At 67.1% G+C, this 13950-nt stretch carries 11 protein-coding genes and 1 tRNA gene; 5 read left to right on the top strand and 7 right to left on the bottom strand.

Annotation, left to right across the window (positions count from 1 at the left end; all coding sequences use genetic code 11):
• Positions 1–57 precede the first annotated feature (57 nt).
• Positions 58–1581, bottom strand: a complete 1524-nt coding sequence (locus tag ABXJ52_RS19870; RefSeq protein WP_367043942.1) for a DnaB-like helicase N-terminal domain-containing protein — start codon at positions 1579–1581, stop codon at positions 58–60.
• 293 nt (positions 1582–1874) lie between these two features.
• On the opposite strand from ABXJ52_RS19870, the gene ABXJ52_RS19875 reads away from it, so the two are divergent.
• The 3 genes from ABXJ52_RS19875 to ABXJ52_RS19885 all read left to right on the top strand — a co-directional run bounded on the left by ABXJ52_RS19875 (position 1875) and on the right by ABXJ52_RS19885 (position 4422).
• Positions 1875–2384 carry a helix-turn-helix transcriptional regulator gene (locus ABXJ52_RS19875; protein ID WP_367043943.1) on the top strand — a complete coding sequence of 170 codons (510 nt, stop codon included), beginning with the start codon at positions 1875–1877 and terminating at the stop codon, positions 2382–2384.
• A gap of 121 nt (positions 2385–2505) precedes the next feature.
• Positions 2506–2883, top strand: coding sequence for a helix-turn-helix domain-containing protein (locus tag ABXJ52_RS19880; RefSeq protein WP_367043944.1), 378 nt, complete (start codon positions 2506–2508; stop codon positions 2881–2883).
• 27 nt (positions 2884–2910) lie between these two features.
• Positions 2911–4422, top strand: coding sequence for a LacI family DNA-binding transcriptional regulator (locus ABXJ52_RS19885; RefSeq protein WP_367043945.1), 1512 nt, complete (start codon positions 2911–2913; stop codon positions 4420–4422).
• A gap of 183 nt (positions 4423–4605) precedes the next feature.
• On the opposite strand, the gene ABXJ52_RS19890 is transcribed toward ABXJ52_RS19885, so the two are convergent.
• The 5 genes from ABXJ52_RS19890 to ABXJ52_RS19910 form a co-directional block, all read right to left on the bottom strand.
• Positions 4606–5301, bottom strand: coding sequence for a hypothetical protein (locus ABXJ52_RS19890; RefSeq protein ID WP_367043946.1), 696 nt, complete (start codon positions 5299–5301; stop codon positions 4606–4608).
• Between the two features lie 83 nt (positions 5302–5384).
• Positions 5385–7898, bottom strand: coding sequence for a hypothetical protein (locus ABXJ52_RS19895; protein WP_367043948.1), 2514 nt, complete (start codon positions 7896–7898; stop codon positions 5385–5387).
• A 16-nt stretch (positions 7899–7914) separates the two neighbouring features.
• Positions 7915–8442, bottom strand: a complete 528-nt coding sequence (locus ABXJ52_RS19900; RefSeq protein ID WP_367043949.1) for a hypothetical protein — start codon at positions 8440–8442, stop codon at positions 7915–7917.
• Between the two features lie 531 nt (positions 8443–8973).
• Positions 8974–9047 (bottom strand) — tRNA-Pro (locus tag ABXJ52_RS19905).
• Positions 9048–9096: 49 nt separating this feature from the next.
• The gene (locus ABXJ52_RS19910) at positions 9097–10074 is read right to left on the bottom strand and encodes a metallophosphoesterase (RefSeq protein ID WP_367043950.1); all 978 of its coding nucleotides are present in this window, start codon (positions 10072–10074) and stop codon (positions 9097–9099) included.
• 75 nt (positions 10075–10149) lie between these two features.
• Between ABXJ52_RS19910 and ABXJ52_RS19915 the strand changes: the two genes are divergently transcribed.
• Complete coding sequence (locus ABXJ52_RS19915; RefSeq protein ID WP_367043952.1) at positions 10150–10614, top strand: GatB/YqeY domain-containing protein; 465 nt, start codon at positions 10150–10152, stop codon at positions 10612–10614.
• 157 nt (positions 10615–10771) lie between these two features.
• On the opposite strand, the gene ABXJ52_RS19920 is transcribed toward ABXJ52_RS19915, so the two are convergent.
• Positions 10772–13054 carry a transglycosylase domain-containing protein gene (locus ABXJ52_RS19920; RefSeq protein WP_367043954.1) on the bottom strand — a complete coding sequence of 761 codons (2283 nt, stop codon included), beginning with the start codon at positions 13052–13054 and terminating at the stop codon, positions 10772–10774.
• Positions 13055–13470: 416 nt separating this feature from the next.
• On the opposite strand from ABXJ52_RS19920, the gene ABXJ52_RS19925 reads away from it, so the two are divergent.
• Positions 13471–13815, top strand: coding sequence for a WhiB family transcriptional regulator (locus tag ABXJ52_RS19925; protein WP_361829254.1), 345 nt, complete (start codon positions 13471–13473; stop codon positions 13813–13815).
• Positions 13816–13950: the final 135 nt, after the last annotated feature.

Below are 13950 nucleotides of genomic sequence, written 5' to 3' on the forward strand. Positions count from 1 at the left end.
CGCGTGAGGGCCGCGTGTACGGTTCCGTGATCGCTTCGCGGGGACCGGTTAGAGAGGTCAGCCGACGGCGGTGAGGTGGCGGGCGGAGGCGTAGTAGCGGGTCTGCTGGCCGCCTCCGGCTCCTCCGGCGATGCCGTCGGCCTTGGTCGCCAGACCGGTGGCCACGAGGCTCTCCAGGCGACGCCTCGCCTTTTCCAGGTCGGCGCGTTCGGGTTCGCCTCCGCCGATCAGGACGGTCGCCAGCTCGCGGCTGCTCATCCCGTTCGGGGCGTTGCGCAGCAGGACAGCGGGGTCCTTGGTGGGGTCGAGGGTGGTCGTGCCGCGCGCGTGGTCGTGCGTGACGTCCAGTGGGCCGACCTCGCCGGTGGGGGTCTTGAGGTGGTGCAGGGTGACGGCGGGATCGCCGGCCTTGCCAGTGACGAACAGGACGCTGCCCGCCCCGGATACGTACCAGGTGGAGCCGTAGACCTGGTCCAGGCCGGGGCGCTGGCCGCGCGGAGCGTCGGCCGTGGCTTTGCGCTGGTGGTGCAGTTCCAGGATCTCCACGCCGCCTCGCAGGGCACGGTTGCGGGCGTTGTGGAAGGCGACGGCGAGGCCGTCGTCCACCATGGTGGAGACCGCGTCCTTGAGGCTGTCGATCACGATGGTGTCGGCCTGGTGCGCGGCGGCGAGGTCGGCGAGGAGGTCGGGCTCCTTGTCGAGGGTGGCGGGCAGCGGGCCCTCCCAGACCACGAGCCGATCGCGCAGGATCTTCTCGTCGGTGGCGAAGACGCGGCGCTTCATGGCCTTGGCGATCTGCTTGGGGCGGTCCATCGCCAGGTAGAGCACGCGCCTGCTGGGGACGACCGGCATCTCCAGGACGGTCGCCTGCAGGCCGAGGCGGGCGAAGATCACCTGATGGGCCAGGGTGGTCTTGCCGACGCCCGGAGCGCCCACAATCATCAGGCTCTCGCCGGAGGCCCAAACCGTCTTGTCGCGGGTTCCCCACAGGGGTTCGGTGTCCGCGCCGGTCTCCGTGACGAAGGACCACCCGTCCCTGGCGAAGCGGTTGAGGCGTCCATGTCCCGAGGCGAGCGCGCGCTCTCGCTCGGCGCGCACTTCCGTTTCGACCTCGCTGCGTATCGCCTCAGGGTCGGCGCCTGGTTCCTGCGCGCGCTGGAGGATGCGTACCGCGGAGGTGCGCAGGCGGCGGAGGTCGGCCTTCTTGCGGACGATCTCCGCGTGGTACGCCGCACTGCCGGTGCCGTAGAGCACGTTGGCAAGCTCGAACACATAGCTGCGGTCACCGACACGCTGCAGATCCCCCTGCTGCTGGAGCTGCTCGACGAGGACGATCGGGTCCGTCGGCTTGCCTTCACGATGCTGGGTGAGCAGCGCACGCCAGATCGTCTCGTGTGCAGGCCGGTAGAAGGAGTCCTCGCCCAGAACGGGCCGAATCGCGTCGATGGCGTCGCTGTTGTGCATGCAGGCGCCGAGCACCGCGCGCTCCGCGTCCACGTTGTAAGGAGGTTCCGCCGCGCCCAGCGGCGGCGTGGGGCCTTCCTCGAAGTGGGATGGCGTATTCGGCTGGGCATCGGTCATACTGGGCATCAGCTCCTCTGCATGCGGGCCATATGGGACGGCAATCCCGGCTTCCGCAGGTTGATCGCTAGGGATGGCGGTTGAGAGGTTTGCGCTTGAGCCCCCGGCATCGCCGGGGGCTTCTTTCGTGTCGCGTGCGGTCGTCCGTGGCTCCTCGGGTTGGTCGGGTAGGACCATCAGTATGCCACATGAATTGCAGATTGCAGAAGTGCTCTGCATCTCGCAGTATGCATGCTACTGTTATGGGGTCCTTGCAATTGGCAGGGCACCGCTACGTACGGAAGGAGGTGGCCATGGCGGATGAAGACCCGCCGAAGGGCATGCTGCTCAGCGGCGAGGGCAACGTCGCGGTGCGCATCAAGCTGGAACGCGAGGCGCGCGGTTGGAGCACCAACGCCCTGTCCGACCGCATGAACGAGGCCGGCTTCGAGATGAACCCGTCAGCGGTCTGGCGGATCGAAAACGGCAAGCGCCGCATCAACCTCGACGAGACCATCGGCTTCGCCGAGGTCTTCGGCCTCGACCTGCGCAACCTCGTCGGCCCCCCGCAGCTGGCCGCCAAGGCACGTGCCATGGAACTGATCGACGAGATCGTCGACGCATTCCGCGGCACGCAGCGCGCCAGCATCGCCTTCACGGAGGCACGAGACGCCCTCGACGCCTACCTCGCCGAGCACCCCGACATCCGCGAGGAAGCCGACGTCATGGTCTCCAACGCCATCGCGGAGGAAGCCAGCAAGGCCATGCTGAAGATGCACGGCCCTCCGCCTGGTGACGGCGACGCCGACTCCGCCGAGGCATAGCCTCAGCGCCCACTCCCGTCCTGGCCCCGCAAACCGCCAGTACGGGCATCTCCCCCGCATCCCGAGCGATCGACCGGCGGGCGGCGTTGCCGCGCCCATGCCCGCCAGAAGAGGACCCCCCTTGCGCCAAGCCGCACTATCCCCTGCCGGTGCACCGACTCCGCACGCTGAGGCTGCTCTGCCGCGCCTCTATGTGCCCGAGGAAGTCGCAGCCGTACTGGGCTGCTCCGCCTGGTGGGTGAAGGACCGCGCTCGCCGACGGCTCATCCCGTTCACCAGAGTCGGCCGTGCCTACCGTTTTACCGGCGAGCACCTCGCGGAGATCATCCGCATGAATGAGGCTCGCCCAGCCCTCCCACGGCAGCGAGGAGCGAAAGCGGCTCCTGCCGCCAAGTCTCCCGCCTCCCAGCCTCCTTCGTCGTCCTCCGTTCCTACGGCTCGCCTGCGCGCTCGGCCACCACGCCGATCCCGCCAGAGTCAGTTCGGGACCGCCGCCTAGTACGACGACCAAGAAGGGGAGGTAAAGATGGGGTTCGGCGAGAAACGCGGAAACTACTGGCGCGCCCGGTACAAGATCGCGCCCGGCAAGCACCTAACGGTCGTCGGCGAGGACGGCAAGCCGATCAAGTTCGCCACCAAGGGCGAGGCCCAGCGTGCCGCGAGCGAGGCCGAGAACAAGTACCGGCGCGGCGACTGGCGCGACCCGGCGCTTGGCCAGGAGACCTTCGGCGAGTACGCGAGCCGCTGGTACGAGGCACAGGACCTGGCCGCCTCGACGATGCAGAACTACAAGCGCCACATCGAGGAGCACCTGCTCCCTGACTTCGAGGACAAGGCGCTCGCGGGCATCCTGCGCACGGATGTCGAACTGTGGGAGAAGAAGGAGCGTGTCGTGTACGCGGCTTCGAGCGTCAGGACTTGGCGCTCGACGCTCCACCTGCTCTTTGAGGACGCGATCGACGAGGGTCTGCTCACGTCGAACCCGGCCGCCAGGCGGCGTGGACGCGGCAAGCGCGCCGGCCGCTCCCGGGACCGGGGCCCGGAGAAGGTCGTCACGGACGCCCTCGGCATCCTGCTGACCGCTGAGCGGGCTGCCCTGCTGTCCGGCCGCGACGATGAGTTTGTCGCCGTGGTGCTCAAGGGCTACACCGGCAAGCGGTGGGGCGAAATCGTCGGCCTGGAAACGGATTTCGTCCGCCCCTCCGCCTTCCGCGTCGAGTGGCAGCTGTACGAACTCGACACCGGCGAGCTTGTGCGCTGCCCGCCCAAGGATGACAGCTACCGCACCATCGACTCGATGGATTGGCTGTCCGCCCTGGTCTTCAACCACATCGCCCGAACGAAGCCGACGCCCTGCCCGTGCCACGGCAGGACGTACGTCTTCCGAGGCCAGGGGGCAGCGCGCACTGGCGGCCACCAGGGCGCGAAGCTCGTCGACGTCGCACGCCGCGCCGAAGTCTCCACGGGCACGGTCTCGAACGTCCTCAACCACCCCAACCGCGTACGTGAGGACACCCGCGTACGCGTCGAACTCGCCATCGCAGAGCTCGCCTTCGTGCGTGGCGGTGCCACGTCGGAGCACGCGGCCCACTGGCGCCGAAACGGTTTCGCCACCTGGCTGTTCACTCCGGCGGTGTCCGGCTGGTACCCGAAGAAGGCGCCGCAAGAGGCCCGACCGGTGCCGATCCTCGGCGAGCCGTGGCCGGGCATCCCGGCCCGAGGCCGTGGCGCCACCGACCGAGCCGACGCCTGCTGGCTCCCGATAGCCAAGGGCCTCACACCCCACGGCCTACGCCATACCCACCGCACGATGATGGAGGACCTCGGCACCGAGAAGGTCCTCATGGACGAGCGGATGGGCCACATCGACGGCTCGGTCTCCGCACGCTACGCTCACGTCACGGCTGGCATGCGGAAGCGCCTGATGGTGGGCCTAACCGAGCAGTGGGAAGCGGCGCTCGACGCTCGGCTCGCGATGTGTTCGACCTCGCCGGTGCGTGTGCTCAACGCTCTCCTGCGGGCTCATTCCCTGCACTGACGTGTCGCTACGTGTCGTCGTTGCGGTGTCCGTGCAGGCGATAGCCCATTTCGTCAGGGTGGCGCATGACCCGCGCCAAGCGCCAAGCGGCTTCGTAGGAGAGGCGGCCGCGCTCCCGTGCAAACAGCCGCAGCGCCAACATGCTGGTAAGAGGGTCTAGCGCCCAGCGCAGCGCAGCAGTCTTCACTGTGCCTCGCCCGACAGTAGGGCGAGGCGATGGGCCGTGTTCTCGTCGCCGAATGCGCGGACAGCGTCGGTGAGAATGATGAGTAGTTCCTTGCGTCCCGCTTCCGTCAGGTTGGCGACGAAGTCCTGAAGAAGCTGTGCGACGGTCACCCACTGCTGTCCTGGCTGCCATTGACGGACTTCGCGTACCAGCTCTTCGAGGTTGGTGCCCGCCGGAGGACCGCCCAGCCGAGGCCAATGTCTCGACGCCCCTTCTAGGAGCCCGTACAGGCGGGCCGTGGCAGGGTTGGCGAGAATCTCCTCCTGAAGAAACGCCTCTCGGGCCTGAGCCTGTCGTCGTGCCAAGTCATCCAGTTCGTGATCACGCCTAAGACGCTCCTTCTTCCGCTGATACTCCTGCTGCAGGCGTTCTGCCAGTAGCGCAGCCTCGCGGGTAGCGTCGTCCACGCTGATGCGTAGGTGCACGTGGGTCACTGAGACACCGCTCTCAGCGAGCGGTAGCTGTTGCTGGAGTGCGTTCGTGATCTCCTGCTCGGCAGCCGCCGGGCGCAGGACGTCACAGCATTCGGCCGCCTTCTCGATTTCTTGTCGCGCGAGGAGCGGTGCCGTATGGAGGCTCACCTGGGAGATGGCGTCGATTTGGCGCTGCCACGTCACTCGGACCTCTGCCGTGAAGGACAGCGTTGGGTCCATGCTCTTGGGACGGTCTGTAAAGGAGGAGGCCCAGCTGGGCGTGTCATCTGCTGCGGATGCATGTCTCTTGCGGCCGGGAAGTCTCATGCGGCGTCGGCCTCCGTTGGGGCCGAAGACTCCTCGCCAGAAACGTTCGACGACTGCTGCTGCGCGGGCGGCTGACCTCGGCGAGCTGTGAGGTCCTGGTCGAGCAGAGCGGACAACTCGAGCTTGAGCTCCTCCTTCTCCACCGAATATGGGCGATCCTGTCCCTGGACCCACCACTGCGCGGATGTGCGCAGCGCCTCGCGAAGGGGTGGGCCCTCGGCTCCAGGAACATTCACGGCCTGACGCAGGGTGTCGAAGACGACGGCCTTAAGTGCGGGTCGGTGCAGTGCTGCGTCGAGCCATGTGAAGACAGCTTTGTCGAGATCCCGTTCTCCTGTTGGCCCTGCTGCCTGGCGCAACAGTGTGCGCCAGCCGGTCACGAGCCCTTGCAGGGGCGGACGGAAGGTGTCCTCCTCTTCGGGGGCGTCCTCGTCCATGGCTTGAAGTAGCGGTGGCAGGCCGCTCGACTCCAGCGGAGAGTTCAGGGCCAGGGCAGCGAACGTTCGGTGTCCGACGGTCTGGCTTGTCTTCTCCGATTTGCACCAGTCGACGACGTAGCCAAACAGCATCTGTCGTACGGTCACGTCCTCCCACAGGACGCGTACTGCTTCGCGCAGCGTGTCGACCACGTCAGGGTGCCCTTGTGAGGCCACGTTCCTGAGCCGACGCAGTGCCTTAGCCGTATGCCGGCGGCCGAACTCTCCCGTACACACCTCTATGACGGCTCTCTGTAAGTGAGGCTGGTTTCGCTTCGACCAAGCCAGCAGCATCGAATGGATGTATGGCGCGCTGGCGGCATGGATGGCTGCGGAGTCCAGGAGCAGAACGGCCAAATGCCACAGCTCCTTAGTGGCTCCGTGCTTCTGCCACTCCTCCACAATCCGCTCCAGTGGGGTCGGGCGGCGATGCCGAACGGCCCACCGCAGAGCGAACTGCCCCACACGCTCGGCCAAGGCAAGCCGACCATCCCTGCTGATGATCTCCAGTGCCTCCTTGCTCGCGGTGGTATCAAGGACAGGGGCTCGTGCGAGCCACCGAAGGAAGGTGGTGCGAGCGAGAGGGCGGTCATTCCAGAAGTACTCGATGACGGCGTCGTCCCAGTGGGGCCGGGTGAAGCTGAGGGTGCCGTCTTCCGCACGCCGTGCTCCGGCGGCCCTCGTCATGGCGATGACTCCGGGTTCGCGTTGTCCCTCGACCTCGACCGGTACGTCGTCGAGCTGTTCGGTCAGTTCGGCTGCCTTGGCGTACACATGCCCGACCGGGTCGCCGCGCAGAACAGCAGCAGCCAGGAGGAAGTTGCGTTCGAAACTGGTGCGGGAACGATCCTTGGGCTCGTGCCAGTGATAGAGCGCGTCTTCCCAGTTGCTGTGGGCGGCCGCCACGTTGGCTACCTGCTTGTCGAACGTCAGGCGAGTGGAACCTTCCCGCTTGCGCCCGAGTGGCTGCTTCGGGTCAGTGGCAACAGGTGTGACTGACTGTGCTGCCCGGTGCTGTTCGAGCATGAGGTACACGAGGTTGAGCACATCGGTCGGGGCCTGGCTGACAAGGAGCGGCCTGATGTCCTTGTGATCGAGCCACAGGTCGGTTGGAAAGTCACTCTCCTGCGCCAGAAGCCACCGTTCGGCGATGTGGCGTGGACTAACCGCTCCCAACTCCGGTGCGACTCCATCCGGGGCCCCGGAGCTGATACGCCTCCACTGCTCGGGGCGGGTGAGGACGATCAGGCGGCAGTCACGTCGCTGGAGGCGATCGACGAGTTTGTTCAGGTTGCCACCGAAGGACTCGTCGACAGCAAAGTCATCTTCGTCAGACGGAAGTTCCAGCAGAAAGCCGCAACGACGGTCGTGTGGCAGACGTCTGGTCGGGAAGTGTTTGGAGCCGCCAAAGGACAGCGGGCGTACCTCGGTAATGGCGCCTTCGCCCAAGAGATGGGCGAGCAATGCGTAGGCGGTGAAGGTCCGGCTGCTGTTCGTCGGACGGTTGATGACCAGCACGGAGCCTGCCGCACGCAGGGTATTGAGGGCTAGCCTGAAAGGGCTCGACGTCAGCCGCTCCTCATGCTGAGGCTCGGCGTATACCTCGCGGACCACGGCCAGGTACTCGGGCGAGATCGGGGCGTGTGAGTCGAGGGTCTGTTCGTAGACGTACTTTGTGCCGATCTGTTCGCCGTAATTGTTGAAGGCCCGTTGGAGCACGGCGGCCTGTCCGACCGCCTCCACCGATTCGCGCGCCGGCGCCCCTTCTGTCTGGTTTCGCGGGAAACGCTCGTCGGAGAAGCGCCCGGCGATCGCGGTCTCTGCAGGCGTGCCGAGCTCCGGCCCGACCGGTGGAGCGGCGTTGGGCGGCCCTGGTGGTGGCAGTTGGGGCAGGCTGCTCGGCTCGGAGTGTGGGGGTGCTGGCGCCGAGTGCACCCGCGGTGTTGGCAACTCGCCCTCTTGCTCCCCACTGCCCGTGGGCGGAGACGAGGGATGCTGCAGACGATCTCCGGTACGGCTGTCATCGAAGTTCATGCTGTTGCCGCCTGCCTCAGCCGATGGTGCCTTCGACTTCGATGCCGACCTGTTCACCTGTCTCTTCGACGGTCCCGGTCTCTTGGTCGACGCGTGCTCGTCCCCGTTCCGTGATGTCCCCGCCAACTCGCATTCCGACCTGCTTGCCGTGGAGGGATTCGGCACGCTGGGAGACCTCGACGCCAGGCCGATCTATCTCCTTCTCATCACCGAACGGGAAGCGGTGTCCGTATGCCTCCTCCAAGTCCCGGCGCAGACGCCCCAGGACCTCCCGCAGCTCGGTGTCATCGCCCTGAAGGAACTCGGGGCGGGAGAGGTAGACGCGGAGTGCGCCGTGAGCCCCAGTGATACGGGCGACGCGCTCGTCAGTGAGTGCAGGGGCGCTGACCACCAAGGGCTGCGTTTGTCCCGACACCTGCTCCGGCTCTTCCACCGGCACTCGACCTGCTCGCCGGTCCAGCACCGCACTCGCTCGGTCGAAGAGAAACTTGACCGCCTCGGTCAGGAGCGTCCCGGCCAGTACAGGAAATGCCAACGGATCCATGTCTGTGCTTCCTCCCCGTGCCCCGTGGGTCTGCGAGTGATCGCAACTACCGCCGGTAGATGCGATTGGCACTTGCGCAGACAAAAGCGATGTTCACCGTATGAGGGGGATCATTGCGGAAGGTAGAGAGAGAACTAGTCGAATAGAGGCATGGCTGACGAGACGGTGTTGACGCAAGGTCGATGCATGCTGACAAGGAGTGATTACACGGCCGGTCCGCTTCTCCTGCCGCCTTCACGTCGTCGGACGGCTCGAAGCGAGCTGTTTTCGAAAGTCGTTCGTATGGAGTCGCTGTCTGGTTCTCGTCTCCGCCTCCAGCGGACCATGAGCAAGAGCTCGCGACCTCGTCTGCGGATCGGGGCTGATGCGGCGCGGACTCCGTATCGGCTCGTTCCGGCACGGTTTGGAACGCACCTCCTGGGAGCCTGATTCTCAAGTCGGCTCCCAAATGGCTCCCAAAGTGGCCCCCACAACGCAAATCAGGCCCGGTACTGATCTCTCAGTACCGGGCCTGACCTGGTGTTTCAGCTGTCGGGGTGGCGGGATTTGAACCCACGACCTCTTCGTCCCGAACGAAGCGCGCTGCCAAGCTGCGCTACACCCCGATGTCGTTGCTCCACCTGCCCGCATTGCTGCTGGCCGTGGCGACATCGATTACTTTAGCGGACCGGCGGCCGGAGACGAAATCCGGTTTTCGGTGGCCTCCGGGGAGGCTGCCGTCAGGGTCAGCAGCGTCACCTCCGGGGGGCACGCGAAGCGCATGGGGGTGTAGCGGTTCGCGCCGCAGCCCGCGGAGACGTGCATGAAGGACGTGTGGCCCTCCGCCTCGTGCTTCGACAGGCCCTTCACGCGCTCCGTGTCCAGGTCGCAGTTGGTGACCAGCGCCCCGTAGAAGGGGATGCACACCTGCCCGCCGTGGGTGTGGCCCGCGAGGATCAAGGGGTAGCCGTCGGCCGTGAAGGCGTCAAGGGCGCGTAGGTACGGGGCGTGCACGATGCCCATCGAGAAGTCGGCGCCCGCGTCGGGACCGCCCGCCACGCGCGCGTACCGGTCGCGCTTGATGTGCGGGTCGTCCACGCCGGTGAGGCCGATCTCGTAGCCCTCGATCTTCAGGGCGCCCCGCGTGTTCGTCAGGTTCACCCAGCCCGCGGCGTCGAACCCGTCGCGCAGGTCCTCCCACGGGTTGTGGATGACGCCGACGGCGGGCGGGTTGCCGTTCAGGCCGTGCTTGCCCTGCGCCTTCTCCAGCAGGTAGAGGGCGGGGTTGCGCAGCTTGGGCCCGTAGTAGTCGTTCGAGCCGAAGACGTACGCCCCGGGGAACTCCATCAGCGGGCCGAGCGCGTCCAGCGTCTCCGGTACGCCCTCGGGGTCGGAGAGGTTGTCCCCGGTGTTGATCACGAAGTCGGGGCGCAGGCCCGCGAGCGAGCGCAGCCAGCGCTGCTTCTTGCGTTGCCCGGAGACCATGTGGATGTCCGACACCTGGAGGACTCTGAGCGGCCGCATCCCCGGCGGAAGGACGGGCACCGTGACCCGTCGCAGTCGGAAGGAGCGGGCTTCGAAGCCCACCGAGTAGGCCAGTCCGGCGGCGGCCGTCGCCGTGATTCCCAGAGGTACTGCGTATCGCGCGCGCATCCACCCATGGTGTCAGACCCGAAGGCCCCGTAAATCTGCGGGCGTCGGGCCGTACGCACCTGCGACAATCACGGCATGACCACGCTCAAGTCGAAGCTTCAGGATGACCTCACCGCCGCGATCAGGGGGCGTGACGAGCTGCGCTCCTCGACGCTCCGGCTGACCCTCACCGCCATCACGAAGGAGGAGGTCTCGGGCAAGACGGCCCGCGAGCTCTCCGACGATGAAGTGCAGAAGGTGATCTCTCGCGAGGCGAAGAAGCGCCGCGAAGCCGCTGAGGCCTTCGCCCAGGGCGGTCGCGCCGAGCAGGCCGAGAAGGAGAAGGCGGAGGGCGAGATCCTCGCCGAGTACCTGCCGAAGCAGCTCTCCGACGACGAGCTCCGGGCCATCGTCGCCCAGGCCGTCGAGGAGGCCAGGGCCGCCGGCGCCGAGGGTCCGCGTGCCATGGGCCAGGTCATGAAGATCGTGAACCCGAAGGTCGCCGGCCTCGCGGAGGGCGGCCGCGTCGCCGCCGTGGTGAAGCAGCTGCTCGCGGGCTGAGCAGGCAGATAGGCGGATAGCCAGACGGCCGGATAGCCAGACGGCCAGATAGTCAGATAGGCAGGTACGTGAGTGGGGGCGCCCCCTGATCATCAGGGGGCGCCCCCACTCACGTACCGGAGACGGGGAGTGACCGGGCCCCTACCGGCCCAGCCGCCTACCGGCCCCAGCCGCCGATCCCGCCACCGCCGCCGTCACCGCCTCCGATGCCGTTCCCGCCGTTCCCGCCACCGCCGATGACCTCCGGCGGCAGCGAGATGTCCGGCCACGGATCGCCACCGCCACCGCCGCCGTTGTTGCCCCCGCCACCGCCGTTGCCGCCGCCACCGCCGCCGTTACCCGGCGGCTTGTTGTCGTCGTGGTGCTCGTCCTTGTCCTTGCTGCCGTCCGGGATGTGCACGGTGTTGAAGCCCGGCGCCGGCTTGCCCGCGAGCGCTCCGCTCATCGCGTCCCGCCAGATCGGACCGGGGACCTCACCGCCGAAGACCTTGTCGTAGTGGACGCCGCCGATCGGGATGTTGACCATCCGCCGCTTGTGCTGCGGGTCGCCGACCCAGACCGCGCCCGACATGTTGGGGGTGTAGCCCACGAACCAGGCGGCGTAGCGGTAGTCGGTCGTACCCGTCTTGCCCGCGCTCGCGCGGGAGCCGAGGCCGGCCTGCTTGCCGGTTCCGTCCTCGACCACGCCCTTCAGGAGGGTGTTGATCGTGTCGGCGGTCTTCGGCGACATGGCGCGCGAGCACGTCGACTTCGGCACGGGCAGCGACTTTCCGCCCGGCCCGGCGATCGACTCGATGGCGACGGGCGTGCAGTGCTTGCCGCGCGCCGCGAACGTGGCGTACGCGCCCGCCATCGTCAGCGGCGACATCTCCTGGGTGCCGAGCGCGATCGACGGCGCCTGGTCGATCTTCCGGCCGTCCGCACGCTCGACGCCCATCTTCTCGGCCATCTGCGTGACCGGGCAGATCCCGATGTCGCCGATCATCTCCACGTAGTACGTGTTGACCGACTTCGCGGTCGCTTCCCGCATGTCGTACGGGCCGACCTCGGACTCGTTCTCGTTGGTGAGCTTCCAGTTCCCGGTGTTCGCCCACTTCTTGCCGTCGCACGCCGCGACGCTGTCCGGATACGGCATCTCGTACGGCGAGCCGTAGCTCTTCGTGGGCGGCATTCCGCCCTCCAGGGCGGCCGCGGCCACGATCGGCTTGAACGTCGATCCCGGCTGGTAGCCCGCGCCGCCGCCCATGGAGTCGTCCACGGACAGGTTGATCGTGGTCTCGTCCTTCTTGAAGCCGTAGGGCCGCGACTGGCCCATGCCGAGGATCTTGCCGGTCCCCGGCTCGACGATGGTGGCGGCCGTCGCCACGTCGTCGGACTGGTTGACGTGATCCTTTATCGAGGCCTGGACGGACTGCTGTGCCTTCGGGTCGAGGGTGGTCTTGACGCGCAGACCGCCCTGGTTCCAGACCTTGGCCCGCTCCTCCTTGGTCTTGCCGAAGACCGGGTCGGAGAGGAAGACCTCGCGTACGTAGTCACAGAAGAACCCGGCGCCGCTGACCGCCGTGATGCAGCCGTTCTTGGGCCTGCTCACCTTCAGGCCGAGCGGCTTCGCCTTCGCCTCCTCGGCCTCCGTCTGCGTGATGTCGTGCGTCTCCGCCATCCGCTGCAGCACCACGTTGCGGCGCTTGGTGGCCTCTTCGGTGTCGTTGACGGGGTCGTAACGGCTAGGGGACTGCACGATGCCGGCCAGCAGCGCGGCCTCCTGCACCTGCAGGTCCTTGGCGGGCTTGGAGAAGTAGCGCTGGGCCGCGGCCTCGACTCCGTACGCCTGCTGCCCGAAGTAGGTGATGTTCAGGTAGTTGCTGAGGATGCGCTTCTTGCCGAGCTTCTCCTCCACCTGGATCGCGTACTTCAGCTCGCGGATCTTGCGCCCGAGTGTCTGCTGGGTAGCCTCGGCGACCTTCGTCGGGTCGTCACCCGCCTCCTCGACGAAGACGTTCTTCACGTACTGCTGGGTGAGCGTCGACGCGCCCTGGGAGACGCCGCCGCTCTGCGCGTTCTGGTTCAGCGCGCGCAGGATGCCCTTCGCGTCGACCGCGCCGTGCTCGTAGAAGCGGGAGTCCTCGATCGCGACGATCGCCTTCTGCATGTACGGCGAGATGTCCGTGAGGGGGACCACCGTGCGGTCACGCGAGTAGACCGTGGCGATGGAGCCGCCCTCGCTGTCGAGGATCGTCGTGCGCTGACTCAGCGGCGGCTGCTCCAAGTTGGACGGGATCTCGTCGAACTCCTCCACCGAGCCCTTCGCCGCGAGACCGAGCGCGCCGGCCGCGGGCAGGGCGATACCTGCCAGTACGGCTCCCGCGAGCACGCTGACACCTAGGAACTTCGCGGCCTGCTGAGTTGGTGACAGACCACCGCCCGAGCGCTTCTTTCCCATGGGGGCAGCCTACGTTCTGATTCGCCGGACAGGCCTCAATGCCTTGGCCTAAGCTGCTCTCAACTGTCACAGCAGTGCGGTTTGGCAACAACCCCTCCGTCGGTCCCGAATCCCGAGTGGGGTCTTCCCATGCTCTCCAAGCGCCAGGGAAAGTGTGTCCGAATTCGCCTCATGCGGCATTCGATGCCCGTTGTGACTCAGCTGAAGTGCCCGCATTTGGCGGGTTAATCACGCATGTCGCCAGCTCACTCCGTCGGGTGATCTGCCGCTTACGCATAGTCCGTTCGGGCCATTCAAGATTGGGCCCGAAGGGGGTGTTGCGCTGTGCCCACCTTCCGTAACGTCCTCAACTGGCGGCGGTGAATATGCCGCTGCCGCCGTGGGGGAGCCTCGATTCGGGAGAGGACGGCGCCGGTATGGGCTGGGTAACCGACTGGAGTGCGCAGGCGGCCTGCCGCACTACCGATCCAGATGAACTGTTCGTTCAAGGAGCAGCGCAGAACAGGGCCAAGGCGGTGTGCACCGGCTGTCCGGTGCGCACGGAGTGCCTGGCCGACGCGCTGGACAATCGCGTCGAGTTCGGCGTGTGGGGTGGCATGACTGAGCGGGAGCGCCGCGCACTGTTGCGCAGGCGTCCCACGGTCACCTCGTGGCGCCATCTCCTGGAGACGGCGCGCTCCGAGTACGAGCGTGGCGCGGGCCTGCTGCCCGTGGACTTGGAGGACGACGAGACGTACGAGAGCTACGCGGCGGTGGGTTAGCGCCCCTACGGCCGCGTGGCGGTGCCCCGCGGGGGAGGCACAACCCCTTCGGGGAGGCACAACCCCCTCGGGGAGGCGCCATCGGCCGCTTGGCGGTGGGCCGGGCTCGCTGTGCAGGCGGCACCGCGTTCATGC

Origin of the sequence: Streptomyces sp. Je 1-332, from assembly GCF_040730185.1 — a bacterium.
GTDB lineage: Bacteria > Actinomycetota > Actinomycetes > Streptomycetales > Streptomycetaceae > Streptomyces.

What these genes read in the sequence shown, in the direction of transcription:
- ABXJ52_RS19870 (WP_367043942.1), bottom strand. Translation starts at nt 1,581, where the DNA reads ATGACCGATGCCCAGCCGAATACGCCATCCCACTTCGAGGAAGGCCCC.
- ABXJ52_RS19875 (WP_367043943.1), top strand. Translation starts at nt 1,875, where the DNA reads ATGGCGGATGAAGACCCGCCGAAGGGCATGCTGCTCAGCGGCGAGGGC.
- ABXJ52_RS19885 (WP_367043945.1), top strand. Translation starts at nt 2,911, where the DNA reads ATGGGGTTCGGCGAGAAACGCGGAAACTACTGGCGCGCCCGGTACAAG.
- ABXJ52_RS19890 (WP_367043946.1), bottom strand. Translation starts at nt 5,301, where the DNA reads ATGGACCCAACGCTGTCCTTCACGGCAGAGGTCCGAGTGACGTGGCAG.
- ABXJ52_RS19895 (WP_367043948.1), bottom strand. Translation starts at nt 7,898, where the DNA reads ATGAACTTCGATGACAGCCGTACCGGAGATCGTCTGCAGCATCCCTCG.
- ABXJ52_RS19900 (WP_367043949.1), bottom strand. Translation starts at nt 8,442, where the DNA reads ATGGATCCGTTGGCATTTCCTGTACTGGCCGGGACGCTCCTGACCGAG.
- ABXJ52_RS19910 (WP_367043950.1), bottom strand. Translation starts at nt 10,074, where the DNA reads ATGCGCGCGCGATACGCAGTACCTCTGGGAATCACGGCGACGGCCGCC.
- ABXJ52_RS19915 (WP_367043952.1), top strand. Translation starts at nt 10,150, where the DNA reads ATGACCACGCTCAAGTCGAAGCTTCAGGATGACCTCACCGCCGCGATC.
- ABXJ52_RS19920 (WP_367043954.1), bottom strand. Translation starts at nt 13,054, where the DNA reads ATGGGAAAGAAGCGCTCGGGCGGTGGTCTGTCACCAACTCAGCAGGCC.
- ABXJ52_RS19925 (WP_361829254.1), top strand. Translation starts at nt 13,471, where the DNA reads ATGGGCTGGGTAACCGACTGGAGTGCGCAGGCGGCCTGCCGCACTACC.